Genomic DNA, 22,220 nt, shown 5'->3' with positions numbered 1-22,220 from the left:
ATAGGTGAATTAACCAATGGTTAACTCTACTCACGGTGGTTGCGCTGCGTCAAATCCGGCGGGCCGGACTGCGGTTCTGCGGCCCGTTCCGGCGCGGCATTTGCCGTTGACAGCTGCAGGGTGCAGTGAAAAAAGTGTCAATGAAACCAAGCGACCCCCCGAAAGGCGGCGCAAAGCATGACTGGCCGGGCAGACAATTTGGCGGATGCCCCGGCGGACCGGATGCCAGCAAGCTGTCCCACCGGCCGAATCGTTTTCGCCCCGTTTCTGCAATAAAAGGTATCTGGCCCATGACGTCTTTTCACTCTGCCCGGTCATGGATTGCGGCGCTGAGTCTGCTGACCGCCACCGCCGCCGGCCCGCTTGCGGCCCAGACCAAAGATCAGTCCGAAGCCCCGGCGCCGAAAGTGTCGATCGCGGCGGCCTATTCTGAGGAAATCACCGAAGAAGCGGTGATGATCGGCAAGGGCGAGGCGATCGATCAGGTCGATATCGTGGCGCGGGTCAGCGGATTTGTTCAGGAAGTGAAGGTTCAGGACGGTGCGACCGTTCAGAAGGGCGACCTGCTGTATAGCATCGAACCGGACTCTTATGTCGCGACGCTGGAGGCCCGCAAAGCGGATTTGGGAAAAGCCGAGGCCAACCTGGAACTGGCCACGATCGAACTGGGCCGCAAGGCCGAGTTGCTGGCACGCGGCTCGGCGCCGGAATCCGAGCGTGACATTGCCCGCGCCAACGAGTTGGGCGCCGAGGCGGCGGTGAAATCGGCCAAGGCGGCGATCCGCCAGGCGGAACTGGAGCTGAGCTATACCGAGATTCACGCACCGTTTTCCGGGCGTGTGGGGCGCTCGTCGGTCAGTGTCGGCGAACTGGTCAATCCGAATTCCGGTGCGCTGATCACGCTGGTGCGCGAAGCACCGATCTATGTGCGGTTCTCGCTGAGTGAAAAACAGCTTGGCGATGTGCTGGAGACGCTGGAGACCAATGCCGCCGATCTGGCGTCGATGGAGCAGACGCCGGATGTCTTTTTGACATTGCCCAACGGCACCGAACTGAAAGAACCCGGCAAGATCATCTTTCTGGACAACCGGATTTCTCCGACGACCGGCACGATTTCTCTGCTGGCCGAGTTCGAGAACACCCGACGGCTGATCCTGGACGGGGCATTTCTGCAGGTCCGGATCGCGGCCTTGCAGCCGACGCTCAGCCTGCTGGTGCCTCAGGCGGCGCTGCAGCGGGACCAGCGCGGCGATTTCGTGCTGGTGGTCAACGCCCAGCAGATGGTGGAACAACGCTATATCGAGACCGGCAAACCGGTCGGCGCGGCCATCATCGTGACCGAAGGGCTGCAAGAGGGCGAAAGCGTGATTGTCGAGGGCCTGCAAAGGGTTCGTCCGGGGGTACAGGTCGATGCCATCCTCGCCGGCTCCCAAGAGGAGAAATAACCGGTGTTTTCCTCTGTATTCATCACCCGGCCCAAGATGGCGATGGTCATCTCGCTGGTCCTGACGATTATGGGCATGATCGGTTACCTGGTTCTGCCGGTCGAACAATTCCCCGACATCACCCCCCCGGTCGTCGAAGTCAAAGCCAACTACACCGGTGCCAACGCGGAAACCGTCGAAAACACTGTCGCCGCGCCGATCGAGGCGCAGGTGAACGGTGTCGACGACATGATCTACATGTCCTCCAACAGCACTGACAATGGTTCGTATTCCCTGTCCGTGACGTTCGAGGTCGGCACCAACGCCGATATTGCGTCGGTCAATGTGCAGAACCGCGTTGCCCAAGCCTCGTCCAGCCTGCCCGCCGAGGTCACATCGTCCGGTGTGGTCACCCAGAAGGCCAGCACCAACATGTTGCTGGTGGCGGTGCTGTCCTCGCCCGGTGGCACCTATGACGAGGTTTTCCTGTCGAACTATGCCTCGATCAACCTCAAGGACGCGCTGGCCCGGATCAAGGGCGTCGGCAAGGCAGAGGTTCTGACTGATTTCAAATACGCCATGCGGATGTGGCTGGACCCGGAGCGGATGGCCGGGCTGGGGATCACTCCGGGCGATCTGATCGCGGCGATCCGGGAACAGAATCTCGAAGTCTCGGCGGGGCAGATCGGTTCACCGCCGGTGCCCGGAGACCAGCAGTTTCAATACACGATCACCTCGAAAGGCCGCCTGAAATCGGTCAAGGAGTTCGAGAACATTGTCATCCGCACCGGCGCGGCGGGCAGCATCGTGCGCATGCGTGATGTCGCAAAGGTCGAGCTGGGCGCAAGTTTCTACTCGGCGTCCGGCCGCTATCAGGGCGAGTCGGCCACGGTTCTTGCTATCTATCAGGCCCCCGGCGAAAACGCGCTGGCGGTGTCTGACGCGGTCCTGGCCGAACTGGACCGTCTGTCGCGCGTCTTTCCCGACGACGTGGAATATTCGGTGCCGTTCAACACCACGAAATTTGTCGAGCAGTCGCTGAACGATGTCATCTCGACCCTGATCCTGACCTTTATTCTGGTGATTTCGGTCGTGTTCGTCTTTCTGGGCAATTTCCGGGCCACGGTCATACCGGCCGTCGCGATTCCGGTGTCGCTGATCGGCACTTTTGCCTTTCTGCTGGCCTTTGGCATGTCGTTGAACACGATTTCGCTGTTCGCGCTGGTTCTGGCCATCGGCATCGTCGTGGACGATGCCATCGTCGTGGTCGAAAACGTCGAACGCCTGATCGCCGACGAGGGGCTCAGCCCGCCCGAAGCCGCCAAGAAAGCCATGGTTCAGATTTCCGGGCCGGTCATCGCCACAACTCTGGTTCTGCTGGCGGTTTTCGTGCCGGTGACATTCATGCCCGGCATTACCGGGCGGCTCTATTCGCAATTCGCGGTGACGATCTCGGTGGCGGTGGTGATTTCCTCGATCAACGCCCTGACCCTGTCACCGGCTTTGTGCGCCTTGATCCTGAAACCGCGTTCCGGCCCGCCAAAGGGCCTGTTGGCGGTGTTCGAAAGAGGCATCGGCGGCCTGCGCGACGGATATGTCGGGATCGTGCGTCGCCTGGTGCGTTTGCCGCTGATCGGACTGGCCATCATCGGCGCGATTCTTTTCGGAACCAGCGGTCTGATGACGGCGCTGCCCAAGGGTTTTCTGCCCTCCGAAGACAGCGGCTATCTGTTTGTCGACGTGCAGTTGCCGGATGCCGCATCGCTGGGGCGTACGGAAACCGTAACCGACCGGATCGACCTCAAACTGCGGCAGATACCCGGCGTGGCAAGCACCATCGTCGTCAACGGGTTCAGCCTGCTCAACGGGTCCGCGTCCAACGGCGCGATGGTGATCGTCAATCTCGAGCCATGGGATGATCGCCAGACCCCCGAGCTGAGCGCCGATGGGGTCCTGCGGCAGATTTTCGGGATCGCCGGACAGGAGGCCAGCGCCAGTGTCATCGCGTTCAACCCGCCGCCCATTTCCGGTCTGGGCATGAGCGCCGGCGTAGAGATGAAGGTGCAGCAGACCGGCGGCGGCAGCGCACAGGACCTGTCCGCCGCGCTGGGCTCTCTGGTCTATGCGGCCAACCAGCGTCCGGAAATCGCCCAGGCCTACACCACGTTCCGGGCCAATGTGCCCAAGGTCTTTGTCGATCTGGATCGGGAAAAGGCGAAAACTCTGAATGTCGCGGTCAGCGAGGTATTTCAGACGCTGCAAGCCTATCTCGGCTCCTATTACGTGAATGATTTCAACTTGTTCGGGCGTGTCTACCGGGTGATGATACAGGCCGACGGCAGTTATCGGGACAAGGTCGAGGACATCAAGCTGCTCTATGTCCGTTCGCAGAGCGGCGAGATGGTGCCGCTGGGCACCCTGCTGGACGTGGAAAATGTTCTGGGTCCTGTCCTGCTGAATCGCTACAACATGTTCCGATCAGCGACCATAACGGCTGAACCCGCCCCGGGTTTATCGACGGGTGACGCGATCCAGGTGCTGCAGGAAGAGGCTGCGACCGCTCTGCCGCCCGGCTACAGCTACGAATGGACCGGAACGGCACAACAGCAATTGTCCACCGGCGGGCTGGTCGTTGTCATTCTGCTGATGGCGGTGACCTTCGGCTATCTGTTCCTGGTGGCGCAGTATGAAAGCTGGACCATGCCGATCGGAATCCTCTTGTCCGTGACGGTGGCTCTGTTTGGGGCGCTGGCCGCAGTGATGGTGACGGGCAGCGACATCAATCTCTATACCCAGATCGGGATGATCATGCTGATCGGGCTGGCGTCCAAGAACGCCATTCTGATCGTCGAATTTGCCATGGAGCAGCGCGCCGCGGGTCTCTCCACCCGTGAAGCCGCGTTGCAGGCAGCGCGCCAGCGCTTTCGGGCGGTAATGATGACGGCGCTGTCCTTCCTGTTGGGCGTTGTGCCGCTGATGATGGCTTCGGGTGCCGGGGCGGCCAGCCAGAGCGCTATCGGCGTTGCGGTGTTCGGCGGCATGCTGGCGGCAACGGTGGTGGGGGTGATCCTGGTGCCGGTGCTCTACGTTGTCATGCAGAGTCTGCGCGAGAGTTTGAAGGGTCGGCGCGGCGCACCCGCCGACGCCTGACCCGCAAGCCCTGATCCCGTCGGCCCGCAACGGGCCGGCGGGACCGGGCCGATCCCCGGGGGGAATTCCCCGACAAATTTACCTGTTAGCACCGTCTTAACGCCCGACCTGATACTCCGGGACTGGGTGAATAGAAGGTGGTGGAGATGAGTGCGTCGACAAATGTCGCGCCGGTCATCATCAAACGGAAAAAGGTTATCGCCGGAGGCGGCCACCATGGTGGCGCCTGGAAGGTCGCATATGCGGACTTTGTGACGGCGATGATGGCCTTTTTCATGTTGATGTGGCTGTTGAACGCGACGACAGAAAAACAACGCAAAGGGTTGGCGGATTATTTCGCGCCGACCGTGCCGATCAATCGGGTATCCGGCGGTGGCGACGGTGCCGTTGGTGGCACCAATATGTTTGCCGAAGAGGAATTGCCGCAGGACGGAACCGGCGCGGTCAACAAATACCCCGATTCCGCCAAACAGGCGACCGGCGAGACCGGAACCCAGGACTCGTCCATGGACGAGAGCCTGGCGGCCATCGAACAGAAAAAGCTGGAAGAGGTCGAGGAGGCCCTGTTGGGTCGCAGCGGTGAAAGCATGGTGTCAGACGATGCGCTCAAGCATATCGTGACGCGGGTCACCGACGAGGGGTTGATCATCGAGCTGTTCGACCTGGACGGTGTGCCGCTGTTTGAAGAGGGCAGCGACAACCCGACCCCTCTGTTCCGCGATCTGATGCAGATGATCTCGCGCGTGTCCGGTCTGGTCGACAATGATCTGGCCCTGAACGGTCACATCCGGGCGCATCCGGTGGTTCTGGCGGACAGTCCGGTCTGGGAATTGTCCACGGCGCGTGCCGGTCGCACCCGGCTGTTGCTCGAAGCAGCGGGCACCGCGCCGGAACGCATACAGCGGGTTGCTGGCCATGCGGATCGCAAGCCTGCCGTGCGCAATCTGATGGCAAGCCGCAACAACCGGATCGAGGTCATTCTGCTGCGCGGACAAAAGCGGTAACATAGAAAGGATTTTACCTGTTAGCGCGATATTAAGCCCGCGTCCGCTAGCTGTTGCTTCAAGATAATTGAGGCAGCAGAAAGGCGCGTCCATGTCCATTTCCTCTTCGCTCAACGCCGGAGTCGCCGGTCTCTCGGCGAATTCCAGCCGGTTGGCGTCGATTTCCGACAATATCGCAAACTCGTCGACCTACGGGTACAAGCGCGTCGAAACCGATTTCCATTCGATGGTGATTTCCGGAAGCGGCGGCAGCTATTCTGCGGGCGGCGTGCGGGCAACGAACCAGCGCATGATCTCGGAAAACGGCCCGCTCGTGTCGACATCGAATTCGACCGACCTGGCGGTGCGCGGCCGCGGAATGCTGCCGGTGGCGACTTACGGCGACGTCAACAGCGGTGATGGCGAACAGCAGATGCTGCTCACGACGACGGGATCGTTTCGGGCCGACAAGGACGGCTATCTGACATCGGAATCGGGTCTGGTACTGCTCGGCTGGCCGGCCCTGGCCGACGGCACGATTCCGAGCTATCCGCGTGACACGGAGGATGGATTGGAACCGGTGCGCCTCAAGGTCAACGAGGTCACCGGCGAGCCCACGACGATGGTTGATATCAGCCTGAACCTGCCCGCCACGGATACGAATGCGTCCGGCACGGGCGATGCACATACCCTGTCCATCGAGTATTTTGACAATACCGGAACATCGGAAAGCCTGACGGTCGAAATGACTCCGACCATCCCGGCGACGGGCGACTCGAATGAATGGACCATGGTCCTGCGCGATTCCGCATCCGGCGGTGCCGTCATTGGCGAATACACGCTGACCTTTGACGACAGCCGTGCCGACGGCGGCAAACTGGCCTCTGTGGCAACCGTCAGCGGCGGCGCCTATGACGGCGTGACCGGTACCATGATCGTGAACGTCGATGGCGGACCCATCGAAATCGGTATCGGCGGCCCCGGTTTGGAGGGGGGGTTGTCGCAACTGTCGGATACGTTTGCGCCGATCTCGATCGACAAGGATGGCTTCCCGGTGGGCAACATGCTGGGCGTCGATATTGATGCCAACGGTATTGTCCGCGCGTCTTTTGACAACGGTGCGACGCGGACCATCTTTCAGATTCCCCTGGTCGACCTGCCCAATCCGAACGGTCTGGTCTCTCTGGACAACCAGACCTATCGGCCGTCCACGGAAAGCGGCAGTTATTTCATGTGGGATGCAGGGGCCGGCCCGACCGGTGAAGTTGTGGCCTATGCCCGCGAGGAATCGGCGACCGACGTCGCCAATGAATTGACCACGATGATCCGAACCCAAAGGGCTTATTCCTCGAACGCCAAGGTCATTCAGACCGTCGACGAGATGCTGCAGGAAACCACCAATATCAAGCGGTGATCAGCATATCCGAACTCCGGTGACCCGCAATAACAGGAGCCACATCCATGAGCTTATCTTCGGCATTGAACAGTGCGATGTCCGGCCTGACCGCCGCAAGCCGCGCCTCGGGTGTGGTTTCCGACAACATCGCCAACGCCATGACCCCGGGCTATGCCCGTCGTTCGCTGGAACTGGCGTCGGCCGTGGTTACCGGCCCTGGTGTTCGAATTGTCGGCATCCAGCGGCATTCCGATCCTGCCATGGTCGCGAACCGGCGCGAAGCCGATGCCGACCAAGGCCATGCAAAGGCGGTTGCAGATTTCCAGGCGCGGTTCGTGACTCTGGTCGGGTCTGCGACTGATTCAAATTCGATTAACGCGCGCGTGACCGAATTCGAGAACAGCCTGCTTTTTGCAGCCAGCAATCCCGGCTCGCCTCAGCGGCTGGACGCAGTCGCTGCGGCCGCAGGCGATCTGGCAACAGCAATCAACGATGCGGCCGAAGGATTGCGACAGATGCGCACCCAGGCCGACATCTCGATCGGGGTACAGGTCGACCGCTTGAATGTTGCGCTTTCGGATGTAAAGACACTGAACGTGCGGATTGCGACGACCATGAATTCCGGCGGCGACGTGTCGGCGCTGATGGACCAGCGTCAGGTCCTCGTGGACGAAATCAACGAGATCGTTCCGATCAATCTGGCCGAACGCGATCGCGGTCAAATCGCACTTTACACAAATGGCGGCGCGATTCTGCTCGACGGATCCGCCGCGACGCTCGGGTTTTCGACAACAAACAACACGGTTCCTGAAATGACCGTCGACAACGGCGGTTTGTCCGGCCTCGAAATCAACGGCATTTCCGTCAACATGCGCGCGATTTCCGGCGGGACCCTGGCGGCCGGATTCGAGATTCGCGACGATCTGGCGGTTTCGGCACAGGCGGACCTGGATGCGGTCGCCCGCGACTTGATAGAACGGTTCGAGACCGCATCGCTGGATGCAACGACTGCCCCCGGCGATGCCGGGCTGTTCACTGACGGTGGCGCGGCCTTTGATCCGCTGCTCGAAGTCGGACTTTCCGGCCGTCTCAGCCTGAATGCGGTTGTGGATCCCGCGCAGGGGGGCGACAGCTGGCGGCTGCGTGCCGGTTTGGGAGCGGCTGGTCCCGGCATGCCAGGCGAAGCGCGTCAGTTGCGCGCGTTTTCCGATATTCTGAACGAGGCGCGCGCTCCTGGGTCGACAGCTTTTGGCACCGGTCTGGTTACGGCCGCCGGAATAAGTTCCAGCCTGATGTCCCGTGCGGCGCAGCACAGCGCGGCGGCTGACAGTGCCCTGAGCTTTGCTTCGGCGGCGAAAACCGAAACCACGCGCATCGAATTGGCGCAAGGTGTCGATACCGATGCCGAAATGCAGACGCTGATGATCGTCGAGCAGGCCTATGGGGCGAATGCACGCATGATCAAAGCGATTGACGAAATGATGGAAACCCTTCTGAGGCTATAACGCATGAACATGACATCTATCGGTGATCTGGCGCAAAGCCTGATGCTGCGGCATCGCAGCACCCAGATCCGCCAGACGATCTCGACTTTGTCCAATGAACTGAGCTCGGGACAGGTCAGCGATGTGGCCGGCAGACTGGCCGGAGATTTCTCCTATCTGACCGACATTGACCGCAATCTGACACGCCTCGGGGGCTTTTCGGTGGCTGCGAGCGAGGCCGCATTGTTCGCCGACGCGTCCCAGAAAAGCGTCGAACGCTTGCATGAATTGACCTCTTCGCTGAGCAACACGTTGCTATCTCTCAACCCCATCGTGTTGGAACCGGTAAAGCGGAACCTCAGCCTGCAGGCCTCGGAGGATCTGAAAAGCGCACTCTCGGCCCTGAACGCGTCTGCGGGAGGGCGCACGCTGTTTGCCGGTACCGCGACGGATCGCAGCCCGATGGCCACGGCAGACGATCTGCTAAATGCGCTGCGCCCGCTTGTGACCGGCTTGGGATCGGCGGCACTGGTCGAGGCTGCCGTGGACACGTGGTTCAGCGACCCCGCCGGCTTCAAGGCGGTGATGTATTCCGGGGCGGATCAGACCCTGGCACCCATTCAGATCGGCGCTGGAGAGGAGGTCACCCTCACGCTCAAAGCCGAGGATCAGGAATTTCGCGATGCATTGAAGAACCTGGCCCTTGTGGCGTTGGCAGGCGAAAGCGGTCTCGGTTTCAGCGGTGCGACCCAAAGGGATCTGTTTGTCGCTGCCGGCGACGGGCTGCTGATCAGCCAGGGCGAATTGGCCGGTGTCCGCGCCGATCTCGGCTTTGCCCAGGCCCGTATCCAAGAAGTCAGCGTGCGGAACGCTTCGGCGCGCAGCGGGCTGGAATATGCCCGGGGTTCGTTGCTGCAGGCCGATGCCTTTGACACAGCTACGCGACTGGAAGAAGCCCAGTTCCAACTGGAAAGCCTGTATGCGGTGACCGTTCGGTCATCGAAACTGTCCCTGATGAACTTCATGAGATGACCATGCTGAGAGCGCTGATTTTGTGCCTGTTTCTGCCGGTTGCGGCTCAGGCCGGTGCCATCCGGCTCAAAGATCTGGTCGAGTTCGACGGGGTGCGGGGCAATGACCTGGTCGGTTATGGCCTGGTCGTGGGTCTGAACGGCACCGGAGACGGGTTGCGCAATTCGCCCTTTACCGAAGAGATCATGCAGAACATCCTCGAACGGCTGGGGGTTAACGTGAATGGTGAACAACTGCGCCCCAAGAACGTGGCCGCGGTGATCGTAACCGCCAGCTTGCCGCCCTTTGCCCGTGTCGGCAGCCAGATCGATACGACGGTCTCGGCGATCGGCGACGCTGACAGCCTGTTGGGCGGTACGCTGATCATGACACCGCTGAACGCAGCGGATGGGCAGATCTATGCCGTGGCCCAGGGAACGATCCTGGCAGGCGGCGTGGTCGCCGAAGGCCAGGCCGCGTCGGTAACGCAGGGCGTGCCCACATCCGGGGTCATTCCCGCAGGTGCGCGGGTCGAGCGCGAGATCGAGTTCGATCTGTCTTCGCTGACGACAATGCGCCTGGCTTTGCGTGAACCGGATTTCACCACGGCGGGTCGGATTGAACGCGCCATCAACCGGGAATTCGGCCGTTCGGTCGCCGCAATGCGGGATTCCGGCACCGTCGAACTGGACATCCAGGCGACGCGCACGGCTTCGGCTGCCCATGCGATTGGCAGAATTGAGAATATTCTGGTTGAGCCGCAGCTCAAGGCGCGGGTCGTCGTGGATCAGCGGTCGGGTACGATTGTCATGGGCAATGACGTGCGATTGTCGCGCGTCGCGGTTTCGCAGGGCAATCTGACCCTGCGGATCGAGGAAACACCGGCCGTGGTTCAACCCAACCCGTTCGCGGACGGCGAAACCGTGGTGGTCCCGCGGTCGGCGGCGTCGATCGATGACGAAGAAGGGGTGTCGCTGGCCGAGGTTCCGGAAAGCACTTCGTTGGCCGAGGTCGTGTCGGGTCTGAACGCGCTGGGCGTGTCTCCCCGGGATATGATCGACATTCTGCAAAGCCTCAAGGCAGCCGGTGCTCTGCATGCGGAATTTGTGGTGCGGTGACCCCTGCAAAAAGAGCGTCAGGCAGAGATAGACGGATTTCTGACGTCAACACCAACCGGAGTTTGGTCGGAACCGCGCGAAAGCCGCATCCAGTGGCGGTGGGTTCGAGTATTCCTGCCTCTTCGATGCTTGCTGCCGGGCGACTGCGGATTCTGACCCAAAGGGGCCAGATGCAATGCGCGCGGATTGCCGGCAGGGCACCGGCGAGAAACCGGATACGCGCGGGGTGACTTGATCCCAGGCAAGCCGGAACATTGCTCAACCGGTCCGCACATTGGCGGAGACGCGTGCAGGTAGAGCCGGACTGTTCAGCAAATCTTGCCGATCGTTCCGACACGGCGTGTTTCGTTTCCGGCCACAGGGGTACGGTAATTGTTTGGCGCAGTGCGCCGGCCGGTTGCGCAGTGCGACCCATTTCTTCCGGGGAAAACAGGTGCCGGACAGGGTGACACCCCGCCCCACTAAGCCGGGGCATGTCTTCGGGCGCTTTTTAGGCAATCCGGCGCGGATGTCCGTGGAACAGAATAAAGACCATTCGCAATGGCGTTGAAAACACCTGTCCAAAAGGCGCGGGTGCCAGGAGAGGGGCGGGCCACAGAAACCGCTATTTGGTCTTTTGCTGCATCTGTGAATAGCCCGGAGTGAGAACGGGCTGGTCTGGCTTCGCCCGCGTCGCCCGGACGGAAATCATTGCCGATCCGTTTTTCCACATGATTCCAACCTGCCCTGGATCGCCGGACCGACGATGGCGCCGGTGCCAAAGCCCTGATGGGGCGATCATTGCAGCGGTCGGCACGACTGTTCATCAGGGAACATTCTGTGGGGTCAGCGCTGCCGTATGATCGAATGCTAGCGGCTCGCCCGGTCGCGTGTTGCTGTCGGCCCGGACTGACGGTATCAGGGACCCATGCCGATGCGCCCTGGCCGATTGCCGCCACTTTGGCGGCGGTGGCCCGGCAAGCACCGGACTATTACGCGGAAATGACCGCGTGGCGGGAGCGAGACCGGATGCTGCCATTTCTGCGCCTGATGTTCATGCTGCTGATCGTATTGACGATTGTCTATGTCGGACTGTCGCTGTATTCACGCCGCGTGCGCAGGCGCAAGCTGGAGGCGCATTGGAAGCGCAAGGGAATGACAGGCGAGCGCGAGGCTTTTATACGGCGCGGGCTGCAGAAATACGATGGATCGTTTCGCCGAAAGATGATTCTGGGCGTGTACATCGTGCCTCTGTCGCTGATTGCGATCCTTGTCTACGTAACGAATTTCATGTGAGGGGTCGCGTGATGGGCTATGTGAAATGGGCATTGATCCTGTTGTTCTGGGGGCTGATCGCAGCCTTTCTGCATTATACGTTGCCGCAGCGGGATGTCGCACGGATTACCGACACCTATGAAAAGCGCATCGATCCGGGCGAAAACAGCCTGTTCTGGGCGGTGCATGATGTCGGCAGCGATTCAACGACCACCGGCCGGGACGTGTTTTTCATCCAGACCCGACGCGCCAACGGCAAGGTCATGGTCTATCGCAACGAGGACACCGGATGGAGCTGGCCGCCCTATTTCAAGGTCAACAGTTCGAACCTGCAGGCCGAGGCCGTCGATCTGAAATCGACGCCGGAAAACCCGAAATGGGTGGCCATCCGGCACTATGGCTGGCGCAACGAGTTCCTGTCGATCTTCCCCAACGCCGTCAGCATCCGCCAGATCGACGACCCTGATGCCCGGTTGATCCCCTGGTTCAACATTGTGCTGCTGACGGTTTTGGCCGCGCTGTTCTGGGCGGTCTGGGTGCGGTGGCGCCGGTTCCGGCAGGCCCGGATCGATCCGGTGCTGCAGGATCTGGGCGACAGCGTGGATGCTGCCGGCGACTCGCTGGCGGAAAAGCGGGGACGTTTTCGCCGCTGGTTGTCCGGGCGCGGTATGCGGTAGCGGATAATCGCGTTGATCAAGGTATCGCGACTGCGATATGAAAACGACAGACGCAAAGGGCGAATGCACCACCCATGACCATGCTTGGAACCTTTCTGAAGCCGATGCACCCCGAGGGTATCCGGTTTGTTGCGATTTTCGCGGTCGTTGCCGCGCTGCTTTTCCTGATCTCGGACTATCTGGGATTGATCGGAGTCGGCTTGACCGTCTGGTGTTACTATTTTTTTCGCGACCCCAAACGGGTGACGCCGATCCGGGACGGGCTGATCGTCAGCCCGGCGGACGGGATCGTGTCGCTGATCGAACCGGCGGTGCCGCCGGCCGAGTTGGGCATGGCGGACAAGGAACTGACCCGCGTCAGCGTGTTCATGAACGTGTTTAATTGCCATGTGAACCGGGCTCCGGTCGCCGGCAAGGTAGAGGCTGTTGCCTATCGTCCGGGCAAATTTCTGAACGCGTCGCTTGACAAGGCCAGTTCCGACAACGAGCGCAACAGCCTGTGTCTGCGCATGCAGGACGGTCGTCAGATTGCGGTGGTGCAGATCGCCGGTCTGGTCGCGCGGCGCATCGTGTCCTTTGTGACCGAGGGCCAGCCGCTGATGGCCGGTGAGCGCTTTGGCCTGATCCGGTTCGGATCGCGCGTCGACGTCTATCTGCCTGAGGGAGTCGCGCCCATGGTCAGCGTCGGACAAAGCATGGTGGCCGGCGAAACGGTTTTGGCCGATCTGCGATCCGACGAGAGCGCCCGCACCGGGCGCGCCGCTTAAGTGATGCGGGACGAAAGGCCGTCCCAGCGCCCCGACATGCCTGTCGTCATGCTGTTGCCCAATCTGGTGACCATCGCCGCAATCTGTGCCGGTATGACCGCCATCAGGTTTGGTTTTCAGGGCCAGTATCAGGCCGCGGTGGTGCTGATCCTGGTGGCTTGTGTTCTGGACGGGCTGGACGGCAAGCTGGCGCGGTTGCTGAAATCGGAATCGCCGATTGGCGCCGAGCTGGATTCGCTGGCAGATTGTGTCAATTTCGGTGTCGCCCCGGCCCTGGTGGTCTATGCGTGGGCTCTGCAGGGCACCAAGAGCGCGGCGTGGATTGCCGTTCTGGTCTTTGGCATCAGCTGCGTTATGCGGCTGGCCCGGTTCAACATCGACAACAAATCCGAGATGGCTGGCCGAAAAGGCAACCGCTTTGTCGGTGTGCCGGCCCCGGCCGGCGCGTTTCTGGTTCTGTTTCCGATGTTCCTGTCCTTTCTGTTTGACGATCCCGATCTGATCCCTGTCGGAATTATCGGGTTCTACATGATCTGCATCGGCCTGCTCATGATCAGCCGCATCCCGACCTACTCGTTCAAGAGGGCCCGGGTCTCGCGCAAGAGCGTCAAGTTCTTGATGTTGGGATTCGCCTTTCTGGCGGCGGCGCTGCTGACCCAACCATGGGCGACGCTGGCGGTGTTGGACCTGGCCTATGCGGCCAGCGTCTGCTGGGCCTGGCTGAGCCGAGATAAATCCACCCATACATGAATTCACAATTGCGAAGGTTTTGCTTTGGACATTGCAGCTGTACAGAAATCCTATGCCCGCTGGGCACCGGTTTATGACAAGACGTTTGGCGCGATCACACGGGCGGGGCGTCGCCGTGCCGTGGACTATATCAATACCAACGGGCAGACGGTTCTGGAGATCGGCATCGGCACCGGCCTGTCCCTGCCGCATTACCGCCCCGAAGTGCAGGTCACCGGAGTCGATGCCAGCGAGGAAATGCTGCAAAAGGCGCGCGAAAGGGTTCGCAACCGCAAGCTGGATCACGTCAAGAGCCTGCGCAACATGGATGCCCGCGACCTGGATTTCCCGGACAATCATTTCGATGTGGTCGCGGCGATGCATATCGTTTCGGTTGTGCCCGACCCGGAAAAGGTGGTCTCGGAAATGGCGCGCGTCTGCAAGCCGGGCGGCAAGGTTGTCATCACAAATCATTTCGCCCGCGAAGCTGGAGTGCTGGCAGTGGTCGAGCGTATGACCGCGCCCTTTGCCAATCTGCTGGGCTGGCATTCCGATTTCGATATCAACCGAATTCTGCAAGAGGACACGCTGTCGGTGGCTGAACGGCAATCGTTGCCGCCGATCGGGCTGATGACCTTTCTGGTCCTGGAAAAAGCGGCGACCGCCTGAAGGCGGGGCCGGCTCCTTGGGCTGACATCAATCGTCGAACAGGGCCTCTGTCCGGGCGATTTCAAGCCCCTGTTCCGGTGTGATCGGTAAAAACTCGGTCAGTTTGTCGGCGTTTCGTTCGGGCGGGGCGCTTTCCGAGATGCGCCCATGGCGGGGAAACCCTGCATCGCGGATGCGCTCGACCTCGTACAGGATATCGTTGCGCATCGTGGGTAACAGCCGCCGCAGCGTGGCCGGTTCGGTGTGATCGCCGGTCAACCCGATGCGGCGGGCATGACCGGCGAGATAGTCGTCGCTGAACTGGCAATCGATTTCGAGCATGCGGGTCAACGATTTGTCGGAATAGAAATCCTGCAACAGCTCCAGGCTGCTGGGATCCAGGCAGATGACCAACCGATCGGTGTCGAAATGGTCAAACAGCAGTCGCAGCAGCGCCCGCCGGTGCCGGTTGCGTTTTTGCAGGCTGTTCTGGATGCCGCCAAGGTCGGGCAGGGGCGTGTCTTCTTCGTTGAACAGGTATGCCACCGCGGGCAGGCCGGTCAGTTGGCGGATCCGCTCCAGCACGGTCTTGGCCACGTGCCATTTCTTGCAGACCAGCACCATCAGTTCGCGTTCGCGACCCAGAGAGCTTTCGGTTTCCCAGAACCGCGGCGCAAACCGGCAGCCGATGCGGCCGCGTCCGGTCAGAAACCGGTGCAGATTGCGGCCTTCGTCCGAGATGCGGAACTGCAGATCAGGTTCCGCATACATCCGTCCCAGCCGCGCTTTCAACTCGGTGGCCTCGGGGCTGATCTTGCGCGTGAACAGAAAATCCTGACCCAAGAGCAAGTCATAGTGATCGTTGTAAAAAGTCACCGGCATGCCGTAATCGGTGAACATCAGAAAGGTCAGCGTGCGCGAGCTGATCTGCGGTTCCGGCACCAGATGTCGCACCAGGGTCTGGAAAAAGGTCTCGTCCGGAATCCAGGTGGTGCGAAAGAACCGGACCACATCTGGCCGCTGGTCGATGAAATCCAGAATGCATTCGATGGTGCGGCGGCGCAGACACCACCACTGGCTGCCGATCTGTACCTGCAGGTCAGCAGGAATGGCACGCCCCAGTCCCAATCGGCGCTGCAGGTTGATCGAGGCATAGAACAGCGTCTTGTGCTTGCGTTCGTTCAGCAGGTGACGATAGATCAGCCGGTCTTCCCTGAGACCGGTCTTGATCCAGTTGCTGTCAAAGAAATCGTGGCTTTCGATAAAGTCGACATCGTTCGCGTCCAGAAACCGGTGGGCGTATTCCGCAGTTTTGATCGCCATGCAATCGCCAGACAACAGATAGAAATGCGTGGCCCGCGGAAAGGTATCGACGGCCGCCCGGACCGCGTTCAGCGTGGCCTGAACCAGTGACCATTCGCCCCAGCCGCAACGAACCCGGCGGCGGGCAAAAGTGACGTTGGGATTGTCCTGCAAGGCGGTGCGGACCTGTCTGAACTGGGCGTCGCTGGCGCGCTGGTCGAAATGAATCGACATGTAGTCGCCAGCGGCAGTCAGCCGCTCGGCCTGCTGAATGATCGCATCCGGGTCCTTGTGGCACAAAAGTATGTAGGCAATCTTGGCCATGGTTCAGACTGGGTACACCTTTTGATAGCAGACTTTCTGTCTTGATAGATGCGAAGAGCGATTGAATAAACCGCTGCGGTTTGCTTTTTTCGCGCCGGAACACCCGGTTCGCCAAAGAGACTACCGGGGCAGGGGGGCAGACAATATGGGATTTCCGGGAATCTGGATGACCGAGTCCGAAAGCATGCTGTATCGGGTCGTGCCCAAATGCGCCTGCTCGACCATCGGGCAGATCATGTATTTTTCCGATCACGGCAGGTTCTTTGACGGCGACATCCATGACGCGCAGACCGGTCTGCACAAATGGGCGAACGAGGCCAGCCAGCCGGAAATCACGCGCAATGTTCTGGATGGGGATACCTATGCCTTTACCTGCGTGCGCAACCCTTACAGCCGTATCCTGAGTTCGTTCTTTGACAAGATCTGCGGGGTGCAACGCAATGGTCAGCGGTATCGCGGCAACCTGGTGCCGATGCTGACCGCCCGCTATGGCATCGAGGTCGGCGGCCCGGATGGCCGGCAGGACTTTGACCAAATCCGCGCCTTTCGCCGCTTTCTGCTGTTCGTGCGCGACACCATTCGCTGGCGCCGACCGATGGACCCGGACATTCACTGGTCGGCGATGTCGGGTCATATCTCGACCTTCATCATCAACGGCGGCCGCTATGACAACATATTCTGGACCGAGCGGTTCGACCAGGGCATGGCGCAGGTTCTAAACGCGACCGCGACGCCGCATTCCGTCGATTTGTCACGCATTCCCCGGTTCAATGAAAGCGAGGGGCATGGCCCGAAACGGGCACATCCGGTCGAGGACTATTTCGACGATCTGTCGATGCATCTGGTTTACGAAATCTACAAACGAGATTTCGACCTGTTCCGCTATGATTTCGAAAACCCGGCCAACCGGTCACCCATCGCAGAGATCGATCTGCACGAGGTGCACGCCAAGCTGGGAGACTAGGCGCAATCAGCGCAGGCGCTGTAACAGATCCGGCGACGGCGTGCCGGTTGCCGGCAGGCCGACACTGCGCTGATAGGCACTGATCGCCGCGCGTGATTTGGCCCCGATCACCCCGTCCGCGCCATCGGTGTCAAACCCGGCGGCGGTCAGGCGGCGTTGCAGGTCCTTGCGATCTTCCAGTGTCAGCCCGGTCGCGTCCGGACCGAAAGAGGTCCTGAGCGGCGCGCCGCCGGCGATCCGGTCGGCCAGATGCCCGACGCCCAGCGCGTAGCTGTCGGAATTGTTATAGCGCTTGAGCACCGAAAAATTGCGGAACACCGCAAATTTCGGACCCGGTTTCTGCGGTTGGATCACCGCCGTGGGCGTGCCCGAACTGGCCGCCGCCGAACCCAGTTCGCCGCCCCAGGGCTGACCTTTCACCCAGCCGTTCTTTGCCAGATACGCGGCCGCCGAGGCCAGCGCGTCGGTGGGATCGTCCGACCAGATGTCGCGCCGCCCGTCACCGGTGAAATCGACCGCAAAGGCCAGATACGAGGTGGGAATGAACTGGGTATGCCCCATTGCGCCGGCCCAGCTGCCGGTCATCCTGTCCGGCGTCGTGTCGCCGTTCTGCAGGATTTTCAGCGCCGCGATCAACTGACTTTCAAAGAACGACCCGCGCCGCCCGTCATAGGCCAGCGTGCTGAGGGCCGAGACCACCGGCACGTCGCCGCGCCGCGCGCCATAGCGGCTTTCCAGCCCCCAGATCGCCGTGACGATCTGTTTTTGCACACCGTATGTCGCCTCGATCCGGCTGAGCGTGGCATTGTACTGCCGCAGCATGGCCTTGCCGGTGCTGACCCGCTCGTCCGATGCGGCGATGGCCAGATAATCCTCAAGCGAGCGCTTGAATTCGGTCTGATTGCGGTCGCGCTCGATCACGTCGGGCAGGTATCCCGCGCCGCGAAACGCCTGCTGAATGGTGGCCGGGGCAATGCCCTTGGCGGCGGCACGGCCCTTGAACTGCGCAACCCAGGCATCATAACCGGCATTGGGCACCGCGCGCATGCGCGGTGCCGGTGCCGGCGATCCGCCCGCCCCCGCGCAGCCGGTCAAAGCCGTCGCTGCAATGCCCAGCGATACCATCCTCCGCGAAATCCGCATCTTGTCCGCCCTTTACCTCTGGTTGTTTTGCCCATGCATAGCGCACCTGCACGCGCTGGCAAACCATCGACGCCCGTTCGGGCGGAAAAACGCGACCGGAAGTGCGGCCCTGCCATGCTGCGGCCGTCGCTTGCACAAGCGCGGCCAAGCGCCTACATCTGCCGGCCATGGCACAGACGAAATCAGACCCGAATTACAAGGTGATCGCCGAAAACCGGCGGGCGCGGTTCGACTATGCCATAGAGGACGATCTGGAATGCGGCATCCTGCTGGAAGGCTCCGAGGTCAAGTCGCTGCGCGCCGGCGGCGCCAATATCGCCGAAAGCTATGCCACGGTCGAGGACGGCGAATTGTGGCTGGTGAACAGCTATGTCGCTCCCTACGATCAGGCCAAGACCTTTCGCCACGAGGAACGGCGGCGGCGCAAGCTGCTGGTCTCGCGCAAGGAATTGTCCAACCTGTGGAACGCGACTCAGCGCAAGGGCATGACGCTGGTACCGATCGTGATGTATTTCAACCATAAGGGCCTGGCCAAGCTGAAGATCGGCATCGCCAAGGGCAAGAAAAACCACGACAAGCGCGAATCCCAGGCCAAACGCGACTGGTCGCGGCAGAAACAGCGGTTGCTGAAGGACAATCGCTGATCGCGTCCGTCGTGGCCTGATCCGCGCCTAAAGCACGGCGAATCCGATCGCTGCGTTCACGTGCTCGCGGATCTGGGCCAAGACGCCGTTGACCAGTTTCTGCACCGCCGCCTCGATCATGGTCGTCAGCATGGCCAGCGTCGCAATCAGGTTGCGCCGGGCCATGCGCAGCAGGATGCGCGCCGCGCTCTTGCTCAGATCACCCTCGGCGACCGCGGCGCCGATTTCGCGGATGCGGCTGGCCAGCACTTTGAATTCATGGGTCGCCGTCGTCCTGATTTCGGCCCAGAGCGGGCCGGCGATCTCCGAGGCGGTCTGCAGCATTTTCGGTGCCAGTATGCGTGGCTCCAAGCTTTCGAGGTCTAGCATCTCAAATTCTCTCACGAATTGCTATTTCTTGGCCTTTTCAGTGGTCAGCGCGATGCGGACGGAATCGTTCAGCAGATCGCGCGCGATGGTCGAGACCGGCGGCACCAGCCGGCCCTCCATGCGATGCAGAGCTTGCATCGACCTGTGGTTTTCCTGCAGCGCCCTCAGCGTGATGACGGTGCAACTGCCACGGGTCAGTTCGGCTTCGGCCGCGACGGTATCACCGCCCAGACTTTCGTCCAGATCGGCGGCCAGTTCGCCGGTCCGCCGCGCCAGTTCCTGCAGGCCCAGACCGGCCAGACGCGATGCACCGCAACTGCCCTCGGGTTCGTTGGCTTCGGCCTGTACCACCAGATTTCCCAGCGCCGCATCCGAGGCGGCGTAATAGGCACGCACACTTTGCCCCTTGTATGTGCCCGAAACCGATACGCGCGTGGCTTCCATGGTCGAAATGAAATCCAGCACCCCGACGTGATAGGTATTCAGCCCCTTTTCAATCTCGGGGTCATAGGCGGGCACCAGTTGCAGTCCGGCACACCCGGCGCTTAGCAGCAACGCGGCGACAAGGGGCAGACCCCGCACCGCGTGTTTGAAATACGAAACAATCATAATGCGATCTCCAATATGGATCACTCTACCACATATCGGGCCGACAGCGCGCGAATTTCGGGCAAGTGCGCCGACATGGTGTGCCCGGCGGTCGCAAGGCCTTTCACGGACACCGCGGTCTTGCAACGCTGGCGGCAGACGCGTAGCAAAGAGCGCGAAGGAAAATGGGGGCTGTCTTACATGCAGGATGATCCAAGAACTCTGGTTTCGACCGACTGGTTGGCCGCGCATCTCAAGGATCCGGATCTGCGCATCCTGGACGGGTCGTGGTATCTGCCGGCAGAGGGGCGCGACCCTAAGGCGGAATACGACCAGGCGCATATTCCAGGCGCGCGATTCTTTGATATCGATGAAATTGCCGATCTGCGGTCCGAGTTGCCGCACATGGTGCCGCCGGTCGAGAAATTCATGTCCCGCCTGCGGGCGATGGGCGTGGGCGACGGCCACCAGGTCGTGGTTTATGATGGCGCCGGTTTGATGTCGGCAGCGCGGGTCTGGTGGCTGTTCCGTCTGATGGGCCAGAACAATGTCGCCGTGCTGGATGGCGGCTTTCCGAAATGGCAGGCCGAGGGCCACCCGGTCGAGGATTTGCCGCCGATGGTGCGCGACCGGCACATGACGGTGCGCGTGCAGAACCACCTGGTGCGCGATGTCACCCAGGTCAGTCAGGCCGCCAAGCTGGGCGATCACGAGATTATCGATGCGCGCCCGTCCGGCCGGTTTCGCGGTGACGACCCCGAGCCCCGCGAAGGCCTGCGCGGCGGTCATATCCCGGGGTCGCGCAACGTGCCGCATGACACGCTTTTGACCGAGAACGGCACGATGAAACCCGTGGATGACATACGCGCGGTCTTTCAGGCAGCAGGCGTCGATCTGTCCAAACCGGCGATCACGACCTGCGGTTCGGGCGTGACTGCGGCTGTTCTCAGCCTGGCGCTCGAGCGCCTGAACAAGACCGACCATTCGCTCTATGATGGCTCGTGGGCCGAATGGGGCGCCTTTCCGACCCTTCCCGTCGCGACCGGAGACGCATGATGTTCGAAAATCTGCAGGCACAACCCGCGGACAAGATCCTGGCCCTGATGAAGGCGTATCGCGAGGATCCGCGCACGGACAAGATCGACCTGGGCGTCGGCGTTTATAAGAACGCCCAGGGCGTCACCCCGGTGATGCGGGCGATCAAGGCCGCCGAGCACAAGCTGTGGCAGGAGCAGGAAACCAAGGCCTATGTCGGGCTGCTGGGCGATCCGGCCTATTCGGACGCGATGATCGGCCTGATTCTGGGCGACGCGGTGCCGCGCGCCAATGTCGGGGCGGCGGCCACGCCCGGTGGCACCGGCGCCTGTCGCCAGGCGTTCGAGCTGATTCGCATGGCCAATCCGGAGGCGCGGGTCTTTGTCTCTGACCCGACCTGGCCGAACCATCTGTCGATCCTGAAATACCTGGGCATGGAAACCGTGCCCTATCGCTATTTCGACAACGAGACGCGCGGCGTCGATTTCGCCGGCATGATCGCGGATCTGAACACCGCACGGGCGGGCGACGTGGTGTTGTTGCATGGCTGCTGCCACAACCCGACCGGCGCCAATCTGAACGCGGTGGAATGGCAGGCGGTGATCGACCTGTTGAACCAACGCGGTCTGGTGCCGATGATCGACATTGCCTATCAGGGTTTTGGCGACGGCCTTGATGCGGATGCCGCCGCCACCCGCATGGTCGCCAGCCAGGTGCCCGAATGCCTGATCGCAGCCAGCTGTTCCAAGAATTTCGGCATTTATCGCGAACGCACCGGCCTGTTGATGGCGGTCAGCCAGGATGCCGCCCGCACCGGGCTGAATCAGGACACGCTGGCCTTTCTGAACCGGCAGAACTATTCCTTTCCGCCCGATCACGGTGCCCGGTTGGTGACCATGATTCTGACCGACGACACCCTGCGGGCGGATTGGGCGGCCGAGCTGGAAGAGGTGCGCCTGTCGATGCTGGGCCTGCGCCAGTCGCTGGCGGACGAGTTGCGGCAGCGGTCCGGGTCGGATCGGTTCGCCTTTATCGCCCAGCACCGGGGTATGTTCTCGCGCCTGGGCACAACGCCGGAAAAGGTCGAAAAGCTGCGCGCCGAGAACGGCATCTACATGGTTGGCGACAGCCGCATCAACATCGCCGGACTGAATGCCCAGACCGTGCCGATTCTGGCGCAGGCTATCGTCGACGCCGGCGTCTGACGCCC

The 22,220-nt window shown here is 61.4% G+C and carries 19 protein-coding genes and 1 pseudogene; 16 read left to right on the top strand and 4 right to left on the bottom strand.

The genetic code is table 11. The features are described from left to right. The first annotated feature begins 290 nt into the window (after positions 1-290). From ACFMPD_RS00465 to ACFMPD_RS00410, 12 genes and pseudogenes are all read left to right on the top strand, one after another. The gene (locus ACFMPD_RS00465) at positions 291-1,445 is read left to right on the top strand and encodes an efflux RND transporter periplasmic adaptor subunit (RefSeq protein ID WP_380990379.1); all 1,155 of its coding nucleotides are present in this window, start codon (positions 291-293) and stop codon (positions 1,443-1,445) included. 3 nt (positions 1,446-1,448) lie between these two features. Then, positions 1,449-4,574: an efflux RND transporter permease subunit gene (locus ACFMPD_RS00460; protein ID WP_380990376.1), complete on the top strand. Its 3,126-nt coding sequence runs from the start codon at positions 1,449-1,451 to the stop codon at positions 4,572-4,574. A 146-nt stretch (positions 4,575-4,720) separates the two neighbouring features. After that, positions 4,721-5,578 (top strand): flagellar motor protein MotB, encoded by an 858-nt coding sequence (locus tag ACFMPD_RS00455; protein ID WP_380990373.1) that lies wholly within the window; start codon positions 4,721-4,723, stop codon positions 5,576-5,578. Positions 5,579-5,669: 91 nt separating this feature from the next. After that, positions 5,670-6,971 (top strand): flagellar hook protein FlgE, encoded by a 1,302-nt coding sequence (locus tag ACFMPD_RS00450; protein WP_380990370.1) that lies wholly within the window; start codon positions 5,670-5,672, stop codon positions 6,969-6,971. A gap of 47 nt (positions 6,972-7,018) precedes the next feature. After that, on the top strand, positions 7,019-8,458 hold the full coding sequence (flgK, locus tag ACFMPD_RS00445; RefSeq protein ID WP_380990367.1) for a flagellar hook-associated protein FlgK: 1,440 nt from the start codon (positions 7,019-7,021) through the stop codon (positions 8,456-8,458). Between the two features lie 3 nt (positions 8,459-8,461). Further along, positions 8,462-9,469, top strand: a complete 1,008-nt coding sequence (locus tag ACFMPD_RS00440; RefSeq protein ID WP_380990365.1) for a flagellar biosynthesis protein FlgL — start codon at positions 8,462-8,464, stop codon at positions 9,467-9,469. Beyond that, positions 9,466-10,566 carry a flagellar basal body P-ring protein FlgI gene (locus ACFMPD_RS00435; protein WP_380990362.1) on the top strand — a complete coding sequence of 367 codons (1,101 nt, stop codon included), beginning with the start codon at positions 9,466-9,468 and terminating at the stop codon, positions 10,564-10,566. Before ACFMPD_RS00440 ends, ACFMPD_RS00435 begins: the two co-directional genes overlap by 4 nt. A 939-nt stretch (positions 10,567-11,505) precedes the next feature. Then, positions 11,506-11,841 carry a hypothetical protein gene (locus tag ACFMPD_RS00430; protein WP_380990359.1) on the top strand — a complete coding sequence of 112 codons (336 nt, stop codon included), beginning with the start codon at positions 11,506-11,508 and terminating at the stop codon, positions 11,839-11,841. 11 nt (positions 11,842-11,852) lie between these two features. Further along, complete coding sequence (locus ACFMPD_RS00425; RefSeq protein WP_380990356.1) at positions 11,853-12,497, top strand: DUF1523 family protein; 645 nt, start codon at positions 11,853-11,855, stop codon at positions 12,495-12,497. A 71-nt stretch (positions 12,498-12,568) separates the two neighbouring features. Next, positions 12,569-13,264: pseudogene (locus ACFMPD_RS00420) on the top strand (phosphatidylserine decarboxylase); the annotation flags it as partial. Between the two features lie 36 nt (positions 13,265-13,300). Next, on the top strand, positions 13,301-14,014 hold the full coding sequence (gene pssA / locus ACFMPD_RS00415; protein WP_380990353.1) for a CDP-diacylglycerol--serine O-phosphatidyltransferase: 714 nt from the start codon (positions 13,301-13,303) through the stop codon (positions 14,012-14,014). Positions 14,015-14,038: 24 nt separating this feature from the next. Continuing rightward, a complete protein-coding gene (locus ACFMPD_RS00410) occupies positions 14,039-14,662 on the top strand; it encodes a class I SAM-dependent methyltransferase (protein ID WP_380990351.1) in 624 nt (207 codons plus the stop codon). Positions 14,663-14,689: 27 nt separating this feature from the next. Here the strand turns inward: ACFMPD_RS00410 and ACFMPD_RS00405 are convergent, their stop codons facing one another. Beyond that, positions 14,690-16,267, bottom strand: a complete 1,578-nt coding sequence (locus ACFMPD_RS00405; RefSeq protein ID WP_380990348.1) for a DUF5928 domain-containing protein — start codon at positions 16,265-16,267, stop codon at positions 14,690-14,692. Between the two features lie 145 nt (positions 16,268-16,412). Between ACFMPD_RS00405 and ACFMPD_RS00400 the strand changes: the two genes are divergently transcribed. After that, a complete protein-coding gene (locus ACFMPD_RS00400; RefSeq protein WP_380990345.1) occupies positions 16,413-17,231 on the top strand; it encodes a sulfotransferase family protein in 819 nt (272 codons plus the stop codon). Between the two features lie 6 nt (positions 17,232-17,237). Here the strand turns inward: ACFMPD_RS00400 and ACFMPD_RS00395 are convergent, their stop codons facing one another. Then, entirely contained in the window at positions 17,238-18,374 is a 1,137-nt protein-coding gene (locus ACFMPD_RS00395; RefSeq protein ID WP_380990343.1) for a lytic murein transglycosylase, read from the bottom strand. 167 nt (positions 18,375-18,541) lie between these two features. Here ACFMPD_RS00395 and smpB point away from each other — a divergent pair, with 167 nt between their 5' ends. Further along, positions 18,542-19,018: an SsrA-binding protein SmpB gene (smpB, locus tag ACFMPD_RS00390; protein ID WP_380990339.1), complete on the top strand. Its 477-nt coding sequence runs from the start codon at positions 18,542-18,544 to the stop codon at positions 19,016-19,018. Positions 19,019-19,045: 27 nt separating this feature from the next. On the opposite strand, the gene ACFMPD_RS00385 is transcribed toward smpB, so the two are convergent. Both ACFMPD_RS00385 and ACFMPD_RS00380 read right to left on the bottom strand, forming a co-directional pair. Then, on the bottom strand, positions 19,046-19,387 hold the full coding sequence (locus ACFMPD_RS00385; RefSeq protein WP_380990336.1) for a hypothetical protein: 342 nt from the start codon (positions 19,385-19,387) through the stop codon (positions 19,046-19,048). 21 nt (positions 19,388-19,408) lie between these two features. Continuing rightward, positions 19,409-19,996 (bottom strand): hypothetical protein, encoded by a 588-nt coding sequence (locus ACFMPD_RS00380; protein ID WP_380990333.1) that lies wholly within the window; start codon positions 19,994-19,996, stop codon positions 19,409-19,411. A gap of 180 nt (positions 19,997-20,176) precedes the next feature. On the opposite strand from ACFMPD_RS00380, the gene sseA reads away from it, so the two are divergent. Next, positions 20,177-21,031, top strand: coding sequence for a 3-mercaptopyruvate sulfurtransferase (gene sseA / locus ACFMPD_RS00375; RefSeq protein WP_380990330.1), 855 nt, complete (start codon positions 20,177-20,179; stop codon positions 21,029-21,031). Then, entirely contained in the window at positions 21,031-22,215 is a 1,185-nt protein-coding gene (locus ACFMPD_RS00370; RefSeq protein ID WP_380990327.1) for an amino acid aminotransferase, read from the top strand. The genes sseA and ACFMPD_RS00370 overlap by 1 nt, the downstream gene beginning before the upstream one ends. Positions 22,216-22,220 lie beyond the last annotated feature (5 nt).

Origin of the sequence: Sedimentitalea sediminis (genome assembly GCF_042687825.1) — a bacterium.
In the GTDB taxonomy this organism is placed as follows: domain Bacteria; phylum Pseudomonadota; class Alphaproteobacteria; order Rhodobacterales; family Rhodobacteraceae; genus Sedimentitalea.
The sequence above is the reverse complement of the archived record's forward strand: the minus strand, read 5'-3'. Positions and strand labels throughout refer to the sequence as shown.